Source organism: Bacillus sp. UMB0728, assembly GCF_002858875.1.
Taxonomy (GTDB): domain Bacteria; phylum Bacillota; class Bacilli; order Bacillales; family Cytobacillaceae; genus Bacillus_AB; species Bacillus_AB infantis.
On sequence record NZ_PKLA01000004.1, the window covers coordinates 173451 to 190468 of the forward strand.

Below are 17018 nucleotides of genomic sequence, written 5' to 3' on the forward strand. Positions count from 1 at the left end.
TCAAACAAATCAAAAAATAGGCTTTGTTAAACATTGCTGTTGATTTTGGGCTCATCGTGTGAAACTCTCGTTTGCGCGCATTTCTGCAGCCAGATATTCATCCTGCCGCCAAGAAATCTCGCTTTTTTGGCCGCAGGAAGAATATCTGGCTAAAAATGAGCCCAAAACCAACAAGGTACACTAACACAGCCAAAATATAAAAAAGCCTATTGTGATTTTCTTCCATCTAATGTATCATATTGATATATCAAGTCGATATATCAATATGATATGTGGAGGGATTATCTTGTCAACTGAACACAGCTTACTTGCAGTACTAAGCTTTTGGCCCAGCTCTGGCTATGATATTAAATCAGAATTTGAACATAAAGCAGCAGGGCTTTATTGGGGCATGAGCTATGGAAGCATTTATCCGAAGCTGAAAAAGCTGGAGGAAGAGGGCTATGTATACTCAATGGAAAAGGAGGAAAATGGACGGAATAAAAAATTGTATGAACTGACGGAAAAAGGGTGGCAGGAATTTGAAGAGTGGCTGTGCACCCCGCCAGCATACCCGGCAGTCAAAGATGAACTATTCATGAAAATGAGCACCTGGCACAAGGATATGGATACCCGCCATTTAATCAGCCATCTCGAGAAAAGAAAACGCGAATCCGAAGATATCCTTGGTTTCGTGAAAGAATGGCCAAGGAACGGGATTTCCTATGTCAGCAGTATAGGCATGCTGACGATCCGCTATGCAGAGATGCGGCTGGAGACGGAGCTGAGATGGATCGACGAGAGCATATCCATATTAAAAGCCGGGGAATTGCCCGAAGGCCAGGATCCAACCGGGGCAGAGAAAAAATTGCTGTCCAGGCGCAGGGAATCGCTCGGACTGAAATCGGAGGATGAATAAATGAAAAACGGCATTTTCTCCCCGTTGAAAGATAAAGCCTTCCGTTCCCTTTTTGGGGCGCAGGTCTTTTCCGATTTAGGTAATTGGCTGGATTTTGTGGCATTGCAGGTCATTGTTGTCTATTACTGGGGGCTTGGCGAATCTGCCATTGCTGCCGTTATCATCACTCTTGGTATTCCCTGGGTCTTGATCGGGCCGTTTGCAAGTGTGTTTGTTGACAGACTGCCAAAGAAAACTTTGATGATGGTTTGCATGTTTTGCAAAATTGTATTTGTCGCAGGACTTTTCTGGTCGCCAAATTTGTATGTACTGCTGCTGTTTGTCTTTTTAAAAGGGACTGCGGCTGCTCTTTATGACCCGGCAAGGCAAAGCATGATCCGGGCAATTGTGGCCGAAGATAAGCTGCCGGAGGCTGTGACGCTGAGCCAGCTGTCAGTGAATACCATGAAAATTGCCGGCCCTGCGCTTGGGGGCCTCCTCATGGCCGTATTCGGTACCAAGAGCCCGTTTCTGTTTGAAGCGGCCGGTTTTCTGGTCAGCATCCTCTTTTTGGCCTCGCTGCCGGCATCCAAAGGATTGCCTGCCGATGCAGAAACCGCAAAAAGGACCGGTGAGAAAGAGCAAAGCTTTTGGACAGATTTCGCAGCTGGCATCAGGCATATTGCCGGCACACGGCTATTGAAGATTTCTATTCTGCTGTCTTCTGCCGCATTTTTCATCATCTTCCTATATGATGGACTGTTTATCTTTGTCGCAAAAAATCTCGGATTCACGCAAGAAAGTTTCACCTTTTTGATCAGTGCTGTGGGCCTTGGGAGTGTTGCCGGGTCACTGGCGCTTGGAAAATGGACTTTCTGGAAAAAGGGTCCGATCCATTTAATGTCTGCTTCAGCATTTATCAGCGGACTTTTTATTATCCTGGTCGGATTGGGCAGCTTCGGCATCCTTGATCTCCCCCAAATAGTCTGGCTTGCAGGTGCCTTCCTGCTCGGCTTTTTCGGAGCAGGTGAAGCTGTTCCATATGGTTATGTGCTGCAGTCCGAAACACCGCAGAAAATGATGGGCAGGGTATCTGCTGCAGCCATGGGCCTGCAGACCTTCGCGATGCTGATTGCACCTGCTGCGGGAGCCCTTCTGGCCAAATTATGGGGTGTATCTTATGTTATGGCTGGTGCAGGAAGCGCCACTTGCCTAATGGGGGCTCTAGTGCTGCTCTACGTTCTTAAGAAGCTTAAAGCGTCAGCTCCGGAGAAATCAATCAGCCACTCCGTCTGATAATCTTTCCAAAAACCAGAAGGAAGAGGTATAATGAATTATATCTCTTCCTCTGGCAGTTTTATGGAAGACATGACTTTTAATCTGCGGAAAAAGCTGGTACAATGTTTTCTATTATGTTTAAAGATTAGAAAGGAGCCAAAACATTGAATTCGGACAAGAGTCAGACCCCCCGGCTGCATTCAACGGTTGAAAACCTCTCTCAAGCCATCTTCACTGTGAACCGCCATGCGAAAACAGCGACAAACCCTAAATTTTTATATAAACTGAAGCACGAAGCAATCCTGAAGCTGATTAAAAACGGAGATGCCCGTAAAATCGGCCTTCACTATTCCGGCAATCCAAGATACAGCCAGCAGCAATCAGACGTCCTGGTGGAGTGCGGGAGCTATACCTTCCACATCCCTCCTGCCAAAAAGGATTTCGAGGACCTTCCCCACCTCGGGAAGCTTGATTCCGCCGTGCGCAATCCAAAAACCCGGCTTCCACTCGGACAAGCAAAAAAACTCCTGTCTTCTTATACAGGATTAAAGGAAGAATCGGAAAATCAGCAGCATGATAAAAAGAAGAAATACCAAAAACCGGTATTCAAGAAACTGGGAGAAAGCTACTAAGAAAAGCGGAGGGCGCTTGTTCAGCCCCGACAAGCATAAGACGCTTCAGGATAGAAGGCGTTCTTTGCCTTCAATCCTGGAGTGGCTTATGACTCGAGGGGCTAGCGCCCGGAGCTGGACAAATCGAAAAGCGGAGGGCGCTTGTTCAGCCCCGACAAGCATAAGACGCTTCAGGATAGAAGGCGTTCTTTGCCTTCAATCCTGGAGTGGCTTATGACTCGAGGGGCTAGCGCCCGGAGCTGCAGAAAAGCGGAAAAACCTCGCTCAATAAAGGCACGGACCAAAAGCACCAAGTCCTGCACAAACAAAAAAGACATCCGCAGATGTCTTTTTTGTTTCCCATCATAATGCATGTTTATCGATCAATAAAACGAGCTCAGCAATCTCCGGCTTGCTCACCTGGGCATCTGCCCCTACCATTTGCCCCTTATGGCGCAGATCATCCGTAATCAGCGAAGAGAATATAATCACAGGCAGCTCCCCGAAGGACTGGCTTGATTTGATCCGCTTTGTTAAATGATGGCCGTCCATCTGCGGCATCTCTATATCCGTTATGACCAGCTGGACTTCTTCTTTGAGATTCTTTCCATCAATTTCCAGCTTCTGGAGATATTCGAGTACATCCCGCCCATTTTCGAAGAATTCCACGTATTGAAAGCCTGCTTCCGCCAGGGTATCATGCAGAAGCTTCCGGAGAAGGGGAGAATCTTCTGCAACAATAAGCCTCTTGGTGCTGCGCTCCCTATCACCAAGCTTTTGCACCATTTGGACATTGATTCCTGATTCAGGGTTGATATCGACGACTATTTTTTCAAAGTCGAGCAATAATACCATGCCGCCATTTATCTTAACGACCCCGATGATCTGGCTTTCAGCTCCCTGGTACAGTTCTGACGGCTTCTCAATTTTATCCCATGATATCCGATGGATCTGGGTAACATTCTGGACATGGAATACAACCTTCTGCTGGTTGAATTCTGCCACGATATATTTATCGGTTTCCGGACTCCCGCACGCGGCAAGCCCGAGAGCTTCCGCTACATTGATGACTGGAAGCACCTCTCCGCGCAGCTCAATGATTCCCTCTACATTTTTGTGTGAACGCGGAATTTGCACAACAGGAAGAGGATTGATGATTTCCTTCACCTTGATGACATTGATTCCGAATTTATTGCCTCCAACTGTAAACTCGACGATTTCAAGTTCATTTGTGCCGCTTTCCAGCAAAATACCATTATTAGATTCCATTTTAATCTCCTGCCCTCTTCAAAAAAACTGGTCTCATTCTTTATATCGGCAAGAAAACGTCTCAGTTTAGCATTCCGGATATCAACCCTGCTTTACCTCATCTGGCTGCTGGATCTTTGAATGGACAATAAGGCCGATGATAGTAAGAATCATGAGTGATCCAAGAGCCATACGGCTGGCAGTATCTCCCCAGTCCGCGAAAATGAGTGTGATGCTGCCGTACAGGAAAGGGCCGATGATGGAGGAAACCTTCCCGGAAAAAGCAAACAGCCCAAAGAACTGGCCTCTTTTGTCCTCGGGTGTCAGCTCAACAATATAGGTCCTCGTTGTCACCCACATGGCTCCCAGGGAAATGCCAAACATGCTGCCGGCTGCCCAGAACATCGCTTCGTTGACAGCAAAAGTGGCTATGATAAGTGCTGCCAGAAGCAATATGCCGACATATTTGACAGCCTTGTTCGCTCCCTTTGCTTTCGTGATATACCCGAAAACAAATGAACCGATGATGCTTGATAAGGTGGACACCAGATATAGCAGGATGAATTGGCCGGTGGAAAAGCCAATGATTGCCTTTGCATAGATAGCCATCATGGCAATGGTTGTAGCTATCGCATCATTCAAAAAGAAATAAGCAATCATGAAGGTAAAGACCGGTTTATACAGCTTCATCTCTTTAAAAGTCTGATAGATTTCCCTGTATCCCGACAAAAAAGATTCTTTCTTTAATTTAGCCGCAGGCTTCGGATTATCTTTTACAAAAAAGAATAGCGGCAGGGAAAATACAAGGAATAAAATCCCGGTAGGAATGAAGGCTTCATGAAAATTGTCATCTCCTATAAAAGGATAGACAGTGAGCCCTACTAAAGTACCGATATAGCCGACAGCAACACCAAAGCCGGAAATGAGAGGGATATTCTCCTTGGTCCCTATATCCGTAATCATAGAATCATAGAAAACCAGGCTGGAATGGAAGAAGAACTTGGCTATCACAAAGGAAACCACTACAAGCGCCAGGGACATTGGCAGCCCGAATAGGGTACTGTCCATGCTGCTTCCTGCAAAAACTCCCATCAGGATGATGGCCGCCACGGAAATGAGCGTAAATATGACAATGTATTTCTTCTTTCTTCCGGTCCTATCGATCATGACACCGAACAGCGGTGAAAATAAAACTAAAAAGAAACTTGCTACTGCGTTTGAATAAGAGATAAAAGTGCTGGCAATCTGATCGAGCACTTCGCTCGTTCCGACCACTTCATCCAGATAAAACGGAAAGAAAATAGTATTGATATTGGATGAAAATATCGTATTGGCAAAATCGTATAAAGCCCAGGATATAACAGGAAGTGTGAAATACAGCTTCCATGGGCTTATGCCGCTTCCTGCCTTAGCTGTCTGCTTCTTTTCCAGTGCAGGCATCCTTACAACCCCTTTTTTCTTTTTTCATTTCTCTTTTTCTTTTCCCAGTTTCATTGTATACCTGCTTGACTTGCCGGTAAACAGGCTGCAGAGCCTCTTTCTCTTTTATCCCCCTCTCTCCACCCATCATATATTCAATCTCTTAGTACAAAATACCTTTCTTTTTACAATTAATTTACAAGGAAACGCAGCTCATATTAATTTAAGTTTTTCAATAATTATTCAGGACGAATATGGTATAATGACAGGAATTAATTTAAAGGTGGGGAACGATGAGGAGGAAGGAACAAAAAGAACAGACAAAACAGCTTTTATTTGACAGTGCGATCGAATTATTCAAAAAGCAGGGATTTCAAAATACGACCGTTCAGCAAATCAGCAATCATGCAGGGGTTGCCAAAGGGACATTCTTTAATTATTTCACATCCAAAGAAGCGGCGCTGCACGCAATTGGATCACATCAAATAGCTGTGCTGAAGGATTTTAAATCGGAATACGAATCCTGTACAAGCATCGAGGCGGCGTTTATGGCGCTCTTCAGCAAAATGGCAGCCGTCAATGAAGAATACGGCCCGAATCTGCTGCTATCTATTTTTCATATAATGACGGTTCAGAAAGACTTTCAGCATTCTGAGCTCAAAATGACCGGATTTTTCAAGGAGTTCCTGGCCAGCATGATTAAGGAAGGCCAGGAATCCAACGAGTTTTCCAGCTCCATAGATGCGGAGCCCTTTGCGCAGATGATTGTCAACTCTTTCTTCGGAACCCTTTTTCATTGGGTCCATCATTATGAGCAGGAATCACTGGAAGAACTGATGGCCGGCATGGCTGGGCTTTATCTTTTCAGATTGAAGAGCTCACACCATTAGCGAAGGGGCTGATCTCCTTTGGCTATTGGGAGGCTCAGCTGCTTCGGGCATTCAAGAACTGCTCCACCTGCTCTTTATGGTGCAGATCATGTTCAGCAAAATCAATGAAATATTCTCTTGCCGAAAGTTTATTGCCGCCAATGAAGAATTCCTTATCCAGGTCGCTTTCTTCCAGGCCTGCAAGCATTTGAATGATTCTGGCCCTCGTTTCGGCAAACCGGCGGAGAATCTCCTCTTTGGCGGTCCCGCTCAGGGCGTAAGCCTCTGCTTCATCATTGATCTTTTGAAAATCAGGAAAGCCGGGAAGCTTAGCCCCTTCTGCAAAGTACGGAAACCTTTCAGTTAAGGAATATTGATCCCAGAACAGCATATGGCTGACAATAGCAGCCGGCGGCCATTTACCCTCGGCTGTCGGTGCAAGCCATGCCTCATCACCCGCTTCTTCCAGAGAAAGAACCCATTCTGAAATACTTTCATTATGTTCTATCAAATCTTGTTTCTTCACCTGAGCTGCACCTCCTCTTACTAGTTAATACATTCATCAGGTTACTCATAAAATCCTTTTTCCCTAAAAAAAAGGCAGCAGCAATTGCTTGCGCCACCTTTTCCCCAGCATTATCATTCTCAATTTCTTACAACAACCGTGCCGGCAATCATATCATGCAGAGCCTGCTTTCTTTCCGTAAAAGCTGCCAAAATATAGCCAATCAGCAAAATTTGCGATAAAAAGGCTTGTGCCATATATCTGCCAAGCGCTCTCCAGAAAGTAATTCTGTTCCCTTGAAGGTCTGTTACTTTCAGGCCGACAAGCTTCTTCCCTAAAGTCGCCTGCCATTTAGATGCGTGCATTCCTGCAAAATATGCTACCGCGATTACAGTGCCGATCAGTAATGTCAGCAGCAGCGCCCCGAAGTAGCGGCTGATAAAGTCTATAGTCTCTGCCTCTGTCATCTCTCCGGATTCCATATAGGCCGGGTCAGTGAATGAGGACATGACTGAATCTGAGGTGCCGAGAAAGACGACAAAGATGATCGTTGTTATAATGCCGATTGGAATTCCCACTATGATGCCGTCAATCAGGTAGGCCCCGAATCTGAGCCAAAAACCCCCATACTCCTTTGGTTCTGAATAATTCTGTTTTTCAAATGCTGCCTCCACCAAAATACCTCCCTTACCATTATCAATTTCATGTTAAAGGTTTCCCTGCCAATATTCAATAGCTGTTTTTTCCTTAAATAAGCCATAATTGGAATATCGAACCACCACCTTTTACCCCGAAGCTAAATATCTGAAACAGCCTGCATGGTTACAATTCATTAAATCTGATAAAATATTGCTATTGAATACCACAGCTGGGCATCATCTTCTCTCCAGCACTTTCTGTAGGAGGTACATATTTTGGAACATTTGATCAATAAAAACGTGCAGCAAATTGAAATATCAGGCATCAGGAGATTCTTTAATATGGTTGCAGGGACGAAGGACATGATTTCCCTCACCATTGGACAGCCTGATTTCCCTACCCCTCTTCATGTCAGGGATGCTGCAATAAAAGCGATTGACAGCGGCTTTACATCCTACACCCATAATGCCGGTGATATTAGGCTGAGAGAAGCGGCTGCCTCTTTTGTCCGGCAAAAATACAAGATGGATTATAATGCTGAAAATGAAGTGATTGTGACAACTGGCGCCAGCGAAGCGATCGACATTGCGTTCCGAACCATTCTTGAGGAAGGAGCCGAAGTGATCCTCCCCGGGCCGGTCTATCCTGGGTACGAGCCGATTATAAGACTGTGCGGTGCCGTGCCGGTACACGCCGATATAAGGGACAGCCGGTTCCGGTTTACTGCAGAAGTTATCCGCAGGCATCTCAGCCCGAAGACCCGCTGCATTGTTTTGCCTTACCCCTCCAATCCGACCGGCGTCAGCCTCACCGATGAAGAATTGGCAGAAATAGCGGACCTTGTAAAAGGCAGGGACATTTTTATACTGGCCGACGAAATATACAGCGAGCTGAACTATGGCAGGCCTCATACATCGATTTCCTCCCTGCTTCGGGAGCAAACGATCGTCATTAACGGACTCTCTAAATCCCACTCCATGACAGGCTGGAGAATCGGCCTGCTGTTTGCGCCGGAAGCCATAGCAAAGCATATCCTCAAGGTCCACCAGTATAATGTTACCTGTGCTTCTTCCATCTCCCAGATGGCCGCCCTGGAGGCTCTGACAGAGGGAATCGATGATGCTGTTCCTATGAGGGAAGAGTATCTGTCAAGAAGGGATTATGTGTACGGCCGCCTGGTAAACATGGGACTGGACGTTGTCAAACCGGACGGCGCCTTCTACATTTTCGTCAAAATTCCGGAGAAAAATATTACTTCTTTTGATTTTTGCCTGAAGCTTGTAAACGAGGCAGGAGTCGCTTTCGTTCCCGGAAGTTCTTTTTCGGAGTTAGGAGAAGGTTATTTCCGCCTTTCCTTTGCCTATTCGAAGGATACGCTTAAAGAAGGGCTGGATAGGCTTGAAGCCTATCTTGGCAGGCTGGACAGGTAGAATTGGAGAAACCCGCAGTCCTTAGACTGCGGGTTTCTTGCTGCACCATCCTGGCCTTAAGTTTCTTTATTTGTTCCAATGCTTGTACAGGGCCTGTGTTCCGCTGTCTTCTTCCCCTTTTTCAGCAAGCTCCCTGTAGAGCGATTCCGAGAGAGCAAGTCCGGGAGTATCCATGCCCATTTTCCTTGCTTCTTCCAGGGCGATATTCATATCTTTCAGAAAATGCTTTATGTAAAATCCCGGCTCGAAGTTCCCTGCAATCATTCTTGGTGCCAGATTGGACAACGACCAGCTGCCGGCTGCCCCTGCAGAAATGCTTTTCAGCACTGTCTCTGGATCAAGCCCTGCCTTTTCTGCATAGACAATCGCTTCACTGACACCGATCATATTGGATGCAATGGCAATTTGATTGCACATCTTCGTATGCTGGCCCGCTCCAGCCGGTCCCTGGTGGACAATATTGCTTCCAAGCACCTCCAGCAAAGGAAGCAAAGTGTCAAAGTCATCCTTTTCCCCGCCTGCCATGATGGACAGCCTGCCTTCCCGCGCGCCGATATCGCCGCCTGAGACAGGTGCATCAATGGCTCTCAGCCCCTTCTGACGGGCTCTTTCAAAGATTTCTTTGGCTAAAGTCGGAGTAGATGTTGTCATATCAATCAAATATGTATGTTTTTTCCCATGAGCAATCAAGCCTTCTTCCCCAAGAAAAATCTCTTCCACATCCTTCGGGTAGCCGACCATTGTAATGATGATATCAGACGTTTCGGCTATCTTCCGGGGGGATTCTGCCCATTGGGCGCCCAGTTCCAAAAGCTCTTCCGCCTTGGACTTTGTTCTCGTATACACAGCCAGTGAATAGCCTGCCGCAATCAGGTTCTTAGCCATGCTATTCCCCATAACCCCTGTACCAATGAAGCCGATGGCTGTTTTTTCAGGTGACACCATTTTCATTCCCCTCTCTGCTTATATCTGCATTTAGATTGTAGCATATTGGCATAAAATCAGCTTTGCAGAAGCCCTGACACATTCTGTTCTGTTAAATGACAAAAGACCGGGCAATTCCTGCCCGGCCTATCCCCAATTTTATGCGCGTAAAGCTCTTTACCCGCTATATGGGACCGCAAACCCTAAAATTGTGTTGAAAAGTTAGTCAGATATGCTTCCGCAATGACTTTTTGATCATTATACACTTCGACCGATACAGCCTGATCCATGGAGACCATCCTTTCAATATCCGAGGAGAGCAAATCTTGCTTAAGAGGGATTGGTTCCATATAAACCATTTTCTCTTCGCCATTTTCTTCAGCTTCCATATACTCTCCATCATAAACAGATTCTGCGCCGTAAATGATTTCTTTTGTACCGAGCGCCTTTGCAAGCTTTTGGTTATGTATTAATACCTTTACCTTGAACAGCTCTTCCCCGCTTAAGATCTGGCTGTTAAGCTTAAAGCGGAACTGAAGCTCATTCTGGTTCGTCAAATAAGCTTCTGCATGCTTGTTTACAATCGCCTTGTCGTCTGCAGGCATGCAGCCTGGCAAGATGGCCGCAGACAATAGGAAGAGGAGCGGCATCAATAGTTTCATAAACACACCTCCTTGCCATTACCATTTCCTATAGTCTGCTGTCTTAAACGCTAATTTTTAAAAAAGGGAAATTCCGTCATTTCAGACCAATCAAAAAGCCGGGATTCTCTCCCGGCTTTTTCTTTAGATTGATTTAACCATGCCCCCATCCACAAGAAACGAACTTCCTGTCATATAGCTATTTGCATCCGAAGCCAGAAAAACGGCAACTTTTGCAAACTCTTCAGGAGTCCCATAGCGATTGAGCGGGATGGATTTTTCTGATTTCTCCTTCATCTCCTCAGGTGAGACACCCGCTTTTTCCCCATTCACCTGATCCAGATGCTTCACCCTGTCCGTGTCAATTCTCCCCGGAGCCAGTGTATTCACAAGGATGCCGTATGGAGCAAATTCCTGTGCCAAAGTCTTGGAAAGCCCGACTATCCCTGTCCTGAATGTATTGGAAAGCACAAGGCCAGGAATCGGCTCTTTAATGGAGGAAGAGGCAATATTGATGATTTTCCCGCCGTTTTTCTTCAAGTACGGCAGTGCTTCCCTTATATTTCGCACATATGAGAGCAGGTTCAGTTCGAAAGATTGGAACCATTCTTCATCTGAAAGAGTTTCAAAAGAGCCGGAAGGAGGGCCTCCTGCATTATTAACCAGGATATCGATTCCTCCAAAACGTTCAGCTGCAGCTTTCACCATATTCTTTATATCGTTTTCAGAAGTGACGTCTGCACGTATGAACTCTACCTCACCGCCCAGATTCTCAAGCTCTGACTTAACTTCCTTCAGCTTTCCCTCATCCCTGCTTGCCAGCATAACATTCGCGCCTTCTTGCAGAAGCGCCTTTGCGATTGCCTTTCCCAGCCCCTGGCTGGAAGCAGCGACAAGCGCTGTTTTTCCTTTTAGGTTCAATTCCATTAGTCAGCCTCCTGTACATGTAGTTATAGCAATATTATACAGAATATACAGGCAAATTACACAGATTGTGCATCAGGCATCCTGCCGGCACTCTGTCCGGCTCAATGGAGGACCCTGCTTAAAAAGGGGCTTTGTGAAATATACAGTTCATTCCTCTGTTTTTCTTTCAATTGGCGATATCTATCCTGAATAAAAAAGCTGATGATCATGCTAATCATTTTTATCAGCATCCTTCCGTTTCTTATGTTTTAATTATAAAAACCTGGAAACGGATGAGTAACAATCAAGAGGATGGATTTTTCTCATCCTCTGGTCTGAATGCTTTCTCCTCCTATGGCGGAGGTTTATGGACAAAAAAATACCGACTGGCATTGCCAGTCGGTCAGTAAGGGGGGAAAATGAGAATGATCAGCTTACTTACATCTTGCTTAAGTGCTTACTCTGCATATACCCCGTGATTATCCCGTTAAAACCTTTTTTTAAAAAAGTTTTTATTTTTGTGTGGCCTGCTTAACAGCTGCCACTACTTCCTCTGCAGTCCCCATCTGAAGCGCCTTTTCGGCAAGCTCTTTCATTTCTTCCGTTGACAGGCGAAGAATTTGCGAGCGTGCTTTCAGTATGGAAGTGGCACTCATGGAGAACTCGTCCAAACCGAGGCCGAGCAGAAGCGGAATGGCAGTCTCGTCCCCTGCCATCTCACCGCACATGCCAGCCCATTTGCCTTCTTTATGAGCTGCATCGATCACCATTTTTACAAGGCGCAGAATAGCCGGATTATATGGCTGGTATAAATAAGATACCCTTTCATTCATCCTGTCAGCTGCCATTGTATACTGAATCAGATCGTTCGTGCCGATGCTGAAGAAATCAACCTCTTTGGCAAACTGATCGGCAAGGACCGCAGTCGATGGAATTTCGACCATGATGCCAAGCTCAATCTTGTCAGCTGTTTTCACGCCTTCAGATGAAAGCTTTTGCTTTTCCTCTTCAAGGATTGCTTTCCCCTGGCGGAATTCATCCAGAGTGGCGATCATTGGGAACATGATCTTCAGATTGCCGTAAGAGCTCGCTCTAAGCAAGGCTCTCAGCTGCGTACGGAAGATATCCTGTTCTTCGAGGCAAAGGCGGATCGCACGGAAGCCTAGGAAAGGATTCATTTCCTTCGGCAGGTTCAGGTAAGGAAGCTCTTTATCCCCGCCGATATCCAGTGTACGGACAACAACAGGCTTTCCTTCCATCCCTTCAAGGACAGCTTTATAGGCTTCAAACTGCTCTTCCTCTGTCGGAAGCTGGTCCCTGCCCATATAAAGGAATTCTGTACGGTAGAGGCCTACAGCCTCACCGCCATTATTGATGACTCCTTTAAGGTCCTTAGGCGTTCCGATATTGGCTGCCAGTTCTACATGATGTCCGTCGGCAGAAACCGTCTTTTCGTTGACAAGCTTTGCCCATTCAGCTTTCTGAGCTTCAAAGGCAGCGTTTTGCTCTTTGTAGCTTTCAATCGCCTCAGGTGTAGGATTTACATGAACCTGGCCGGTAAGACCATCAACAATCACCATATCGCCATTCTGGATTTCCTCTGTAGCTGTCTTAGTGCCGACAACCGCAGGTATTTCCATTGAACGGGCCATGATGGCTGAATGGGACGTCCTTCCGCCGATATCAGTTGTAAACCCTTTAACAAACTGCCTGTTCAACTGCGCAGTATCAGATGGCGTCAAGTCTTCTGCAATGATGATCACTTCTTCGGCAATCATGCTAGGGTTGACGACCTGGACTCCAAGCAAATGGGAAAGCACACGCTTGGTGACATCGCGGATGTCTGCTGCGCGTTCCTTCATATACTCATTGTCCATTTGTTCGAACATGCTGACGAACATATCAGCTGTTTCCTTCAATGCCTGTTCAGCATTCACTTTTTCTGTCTTGATCTTGTCTTCGATGGGTGATATTAATTCCGGATCGCTGAGTACCAGGAGATGTGCATCAAAGATGGCCGCTTTATCTGCGCCCAGGTCTTTTTCCGCTTTCTCCCTGATGGCCTCAAGCTCTGATTTGGAAGTGGCCAAAGCCTGCTGAAAGCGGCCGACTTCATTGTCTGCATCCTCAACCGTCTTTTTGCTGAAAGACAGATCAGGTTCTACCAAACGGTATGCTTTAGCAATCGCAATGCCGCTTGAAGCTGCAATTCCCTGTAGAAAGCTCATTATTCAGCAAGTCCTTCTTTTGTTAGAGTGTCTTCAAGTGCTTTTACAGCCTCAGCTTCGTCGTTTCCTTCAGCAATGATTTTAATATCAGCGCCCTGGCCGACACCAAGAGACATAACACCCATGATTGACTTTAGGTTAACCTTTTTTTCTTTATATTCTAAATGCACATCAGAATCGAATTTGCTTGCAGTTTGAACCAATAATGTAGCTGGACGAGCATGGATTCCAGTTTCAGCCGTTACTTTGAATTGTTTTTCAACCATTGAGATCAGTCTCCTTTAGAATTAATTAATAATTATAGCAAGATGTATATGAGTTTGTTGCCTACTAACTTAATCTAACCGATTTATGCCAAAACGACTAAGCAGTTGCCGGAAACGCCCATAAAAGCCGCATCCCGTTCTAAATGGAACAGGCCAAAAGCGCCAGTACATATTGCAGTTATTTATCTACGCAATAGTATTTTTTCCATCTATGGTTTATTCATGTATGAAATTAAGTATAGTTTAGTCGCCTTTTTTTCAAGTCATCAGACAACCAACATCTCAAAAAAAAGAATAGCATTTCCTCCCGTCTTAGACAACGTTAATGCCTTATTTTTTAAGGATTTGCAGGTATTTTTTTTATGAAACGCTTTCATTTGCCATTGTTTTCTTTTCTTTACCCAAAAAGAGGATATTATAACTTACTCTCAGCTTATTAATGGCAGCCTCATATTCATATAGGGTGTTCCCTGTCCCATGGGACTGCAGCTTAGCGATTTCTTTTACGCATCTTGCAAGCAGTTCGGCTGCCTGCTTCAAATCCTTCGCCCTGAATTCAGTCCGGTCTTCGACCAGCTGCTCCAGTATTGAATCTGCAAGATCCACGATCCTGTTCAGACGTTCTTGTTTTGTTAATTCCATTCCGCCGCCTCCTCCGTGCTTTTTAGATTTATATGCCGGAGGCTTCTTTAGATGTTAGGATTTACGTCCTTTCAGCTGCTTTTTTTGGAAAATGCCAAGAAACCTCGCTGAAGATAGTTCCCCTTCCTTAACAAGATGCAAATGGATCCGCTTCAGATCTTTTTTCAATAAGGCAATCTCTTTTAGAAAAGCAGCAGCTTCAGCGGCATCAGCCAGCTTTTCTCCGTATCTTACTTTTTCATATATGCTGCTGGTAATGGGGTCAACATGCAGGCCGATCCTGTTCATCCACTCCGGAAAGCTTTCGGACTGCCTTCTGCCGAGCTGCAGTTTATCACTGTATGATTCGAGCTGGTATATCTCCCTCCTGACAGGGTCTAAAGGCGCCTCTGTCCGTTTTTTTCCGCGGTCCATGCCTCCATTACTGCCAGGCTCCCGCTCGACAGTGATATATGATTTCTCTTTATCCTGCATCGCATTTCCGGAAGTTTTCTTTCTTTTTTTATATAGATAGTACATGATAAAAATAAGACTGGCTGCAGCAGCTGCTGCCAGCACCATTTCAAATCCCTGGCCCTGTTCTTCCATTAAAGGCTGTTCCCTGCTCTCACCCAGCTGCTGATCCTGGCTTTCAGGCTCTTCATTTAAAGAAACGCTCCAGTCGCGTTTTTCGGCCCATTGGAAAAATGGGGATGCAGCTGCGCCAAAAAGATAAGCAACGCCCCTCATCATAGAAAAGAACAGCCCGGTGACAGCGGGAATAGCAGCCACAGCCGCCGCTCCAATTGCAAAAACCCCCAGCATGGCAAGTACAAAATCACGAATCAGAAGCCCTTTGTTTTTCCGGGAAGTTCCGGAGGCAGCCAATCTTGAAAAAAATCCTGCTACAATAATAATGGCTTCCTGCAGGACGACCATCCAAACCAACTTGCCAATCCATGTGCGATCCAGGAAAACAGCCGCCAGGATAACGGCAAAGCCTCCCGCGAAAACCAGCAGGAAGAGATTGCTGTCAGAACTTCCTTCAGGGTCTTTATAGGCAGCTTCTGTCCTCCAGAATACAAGTACCCCGAAACATAGCAGTGCGAACCAGGAGAAGCCCAGAAGGGTTCCAGCAATGAATATAAAAGGCAGTACAGCGGCAAAAAACAGCAGGCTCCCTCTGCTGCCGCCGGCATTCAGCAGGAAGAAATACAGCACGGCTGATGATGCCAGGAGAGAAAACGAATATAACACCGGCAGCATGTCGCCTGAGGGCATAAACACTGGGCAGAGCAGCATGCTTGCAAGAGCAGCCTCCGAAATGAGCGTCATATAGGGATGCCATTTGATTCCGGGCAATTAAATCACCTCTTTATGGATAGGTTTCGGAAACGGCTTTATCCAGGCTTTTTGCTCCAGCAGCTGCATTTCGAGCACTGTAAAACCTTTCTGTTCCAATTCTTTAAAATACTTATCTCCAGCCTGCTGCTTTAAGCCTCCATGGATAATATAAGGCTGCAGGGCAAAATGCCTTGTATAATGGGCAGCCATCTTGTCATATGGATACAGGACAGAATGATAGCCTGCAACCGCAAAGCTTTCCAGCACCTTCTGGAGATGCGCCTTTCCGGTCCCGGCGGGAATATATTGAAAAGGGACGGGTCCTGCTGTCCGGATATTCATGCAAACCGCAAAGGGAATCCCTTCTTTTACAGCTGTGTATGCAAGCTCGGCCGAACAGCTCAGAAGCTCCTCAAGCCTCGGAGTAATGGAGTATCCTTCGGAAAGATTCAGAGAAAGCAGCAGGCCTTTTTCAGAAACATTTTCATATACCTTGGTCTGGATGCTCCGGCTCCTTGCCGTTGCTTTCCAATGAATTTGATTGAAGCTGTCGGTGGGCACGTAATTCCTCGTGCCGGCAGGAGACAAAACATCCTGAAATAGTGTATGCCTGGCAGCCTCATTTCCTGGTTTTGCTGATACAAACTGTTCTTTGTTTTCTAAAGGCAGCCTTTTCGGATAGATGAGCGCTTCCTGGGCGATCATTGTCCTGTATTCCAGCACTGTCTCGCCAAAACCGAAGAAATGGGGAATCCGAAGCTCCATGCTGCGGATTTTCGCAAGCCCCCTCCTGCCGGCTGAAAATGGAATCCGGACTGAATATTCCCCTTTTCTTGGAAGAGTGAATGGGATGGATAGCTCGTACTTTGAAAATCTCGGGTGCTGAACCCCTTTCAAGGGGATTACAATATCATCGAAATAGACGTAGAGCCGTGCATTCAAAATGGGAAGTCCGTTATTTACAAAATCCAGCTCCCATTCATGATGCTCTTCAATAAACATCCGTTTCCTGACAGCTTTATTTTCAAATTCGACTCCTTCCCCCATTTTCTTCAAATAATAATTATTGGCAAGGAGGACACAAAAAAACAAACTGGACATCAGGAACAAAATTGCCGAGGTCAGATAAAGGCTAAGCAAAACCAGCAGCAGGGCAAGTGCAGACATAATCTGCAAGGACCTGTTTTCGACCGTATACTTTTTCCACTCCAT

General features: G+C 45.9%; 17 protein-coding genes. 5 read left to right on the forward strand and 12 right to left on the reverse strand.

Annotation, left to right across the window (positions count from 1 at the left end; all coding sequences use genetic code 11):
- Positions 1–286: 286 nt before the first annotated feature.
- The 3 genes from CYJ37_RS16725 (at position 287) to CYJ37_RS16735 (ending at position 2787) form a co-directional block, all read left to right on the forward strand.
- Positions 287–898: a PadR family transcriptional regulator gene (locus CYJ37_RS16725; RefSeq protein WP_022543658.1), complete on the forward strand. Its 612-nt coding sequence runs from the start codon at positions 287–289 to the stop codon at positions 896–898.
- On the forward strand, positions 899–2173 hold the full coding sequence (locus CYJ37_RS16730) for an MFS transporter (RefSeq protein ID WP_009794303.1): 1275 nt from the start codon (positions 899–901) through the stop codon (positions 2171–2173). It abuts the gene before it with no gap.
- A gap of 146 nt (positions 2174–2319) precedes the next feature.
- Positions 2320–2787, forward strand: coding sequence for a YkyB family protein (locus CYJ37_RS16735; RefSeq protein WP_009794302.1), 468 nt, complete (start codon positions 2320–2322; stop codon positions 2785–2787).
- Between the two features lie 342 nt (positions 2788–3129).
- Here the strand turns inward: CYJ37_RS16735 and CYJ37_RS16740 are convergent, their stop codons facing one another.
- Both CYJ37_RS16740 and CYJ37_RS16745 read right to left on the reverse strand, forming a co-directional pair.
- The gene (locus CYJ37_RS16740; RefSeq protein WP_101550730.1) at positions 3130–4035 is read right to left on the reverse strand and encodes a chemotaxis protein; all 906 of its coding nucleotides are present in this window, start codon (positions 4033–4035) and stop codon (positions 3130–3132) included.
- An 81-nt stretch (positions 4036–4116) separates the two neighbouring features.
- Positions 4117–5454, reverse strand: a complete 1338-nt coding sequence (locus CYJ37_RS16745; protein ID WP_094768864.1) for an MFS transporter — start codon at positions 5452–5454, stop codon at positions 4117–4119.
- A gap of 272 nt (positions 5455–5726) precedes the next feature.
- Here CYJ37_RS16745 and CYJ37_RS16750 point away from each other — a divergent pair, with 272 nt between their 5' ends.
- Entirely contained in the window at positions 5727–6323 is a 597-nt protein-coding gene (locus CYJ37_RS16750; protein WP_009794298.1) for a TetR/AcrR family transcriptional regulator, read from the forward strand.
- A 34-nt stretch (positions 6324–6357) separates the two neighbouring features.
- Here the strand turns inward: CYJ37_RS16750 and CYJ37_RS16755 are convergent, their stop codons facing one another.
- Together CYJ37_RS16755 and CYJ37_RS16760 are read right to left on the reverse strand one after the other, a co-directional pair.
- Entirely contained in the window at positions 6358–6828 is a 471-nt protein-coding gene (locus CYJ37_RS16755) for a DinB family protein (RefSeq protein ID WP_009794297.1), read from the reverse strand.
- A 119-nt stretch (positions 6829–6947) separates the two neighbouring features.
- Positions 6948–7481: an RDD family protein gene (locus CYJ37_RS16760; RefSeq protein WP_022543656.1), complete on the reverse strand. Its 534-nt coding sequence runs from the start codon at positions 7479–7481 to the stop codon at positions 6948–6950.
- Between the two features lie 240 nt (positions 7482–7721).
- Between CYJ37_RS16760 and CYJ37_RS16765 the strand changes: the two genes are divergently transcribed.
- On the forward strand, positions 7722–8876 hold the full coding sequence (locus CYJ37_RS16765) for an aminotransferase A (protein ID WP_009794295.1): 1155 nt from the start codon (positions 7722–7724) through the stop codon (positions 8874–8876).
- A 66-nt stretch (positions 8877–8942) separates the two neighbouring features.
- Here CYJ37_RS16765 and CYJ37_RS16770 read toward each other — a convergent pair whose 3' ends face one another.
- The 8 genes from CYJ37_RS16770 to CYJ37_RS16805 form a co-directional block, all read right to left on the reverse strand.
- The gene (locus CYJ37_RS16770; protein ID WP_094768861.1) at positions 8943–9821 is read right to left on the reverse strand and encodes an NAD(P)-dependent oxidoreductase; all 879 of its coding nucleotides are present in this window, start codon (positions 9819–9821) and stop codon (positions 8943–8945) included.
- A gap of 182 nt (positions 9822–10003) precedes the next feature.
- Positions 10004–10462: a hypothetical protein gene (locus tag CYJ37_RS16775; RefSeq protein ID WP_022543654.1), complete on the reverse strand. Its 459-nt coding sequence runs from the start codon at positions 10460–10462 to the stop codon at positions 10004–10006.
- Between the two features lie 123 nt (positions 10463–10585).
- Entirely contained in the window at positions 10586–11368 is a 783-nt protein-coding gene (locus tag CYJ37_RS16780) for an SDR family oxidoreductase (protein ID WP_009794292.1), read from the reverse strand.
- 491 nt (positions 11369–11859) lie between these two features.
- Entirely contained in the window at positions 11860–13575 is a 1716-nt protein-coding gene (ptsP, locus tag CYJ37_RS16785) for a phosphoenolpyruvate--protein phosphotransferase (protein WP_009794290.1), read from the reverse strand.
- Positions 13575–13841, reverse strand: coding sequence for a phosphocarrier protein HPr (locus CYJ37_RS16790; RefSeq protein ID WP_009794289.1), 267 nt, complete (start codon positions 13839–13841; stop codon positions 13575–13577). The genes ptsP and CYJ37_RS16790 overlap by 1 nt, the downstream gene beginning before the upstream one ends.
- A gap of 360 nt (positions 13842–14201) precedes the next feature.
- Positions 14202–14483: a hypothetical protein gene (locus CYJ37_RS16795; RefSeq protein WP_009794287.1), complete on the reverse strand. Its 282-nt coding sequence runs from the start codon at positions 14481–14483 to the stop codon at positions 14202–14204.
- Positions 14484–14537: 54 nt separating this feature from the next.
- The gene (locus CYJ37_RS16800; RefSeq protein ID WP_101550735.1) at positions 14538–15824 is read right to left on the reverse strand and encodes a hypothetical protein; all 1287 of its coding nucleotides are present in this window, start codon (positions 15822–15824) and stop codon (positions 14538–14540) included.
- Positions 15825–17018: a DUF58 domain-containing protein gene (locus CYJ37_RS16805; RefSeq protein WP_101550737.1), complete on the reverse strand. Its 1194-nt coding sequence runs from the start codon at positions 17016–17018 to the stop codon at positions 15825–15827. It abuts the gene before it with no gap.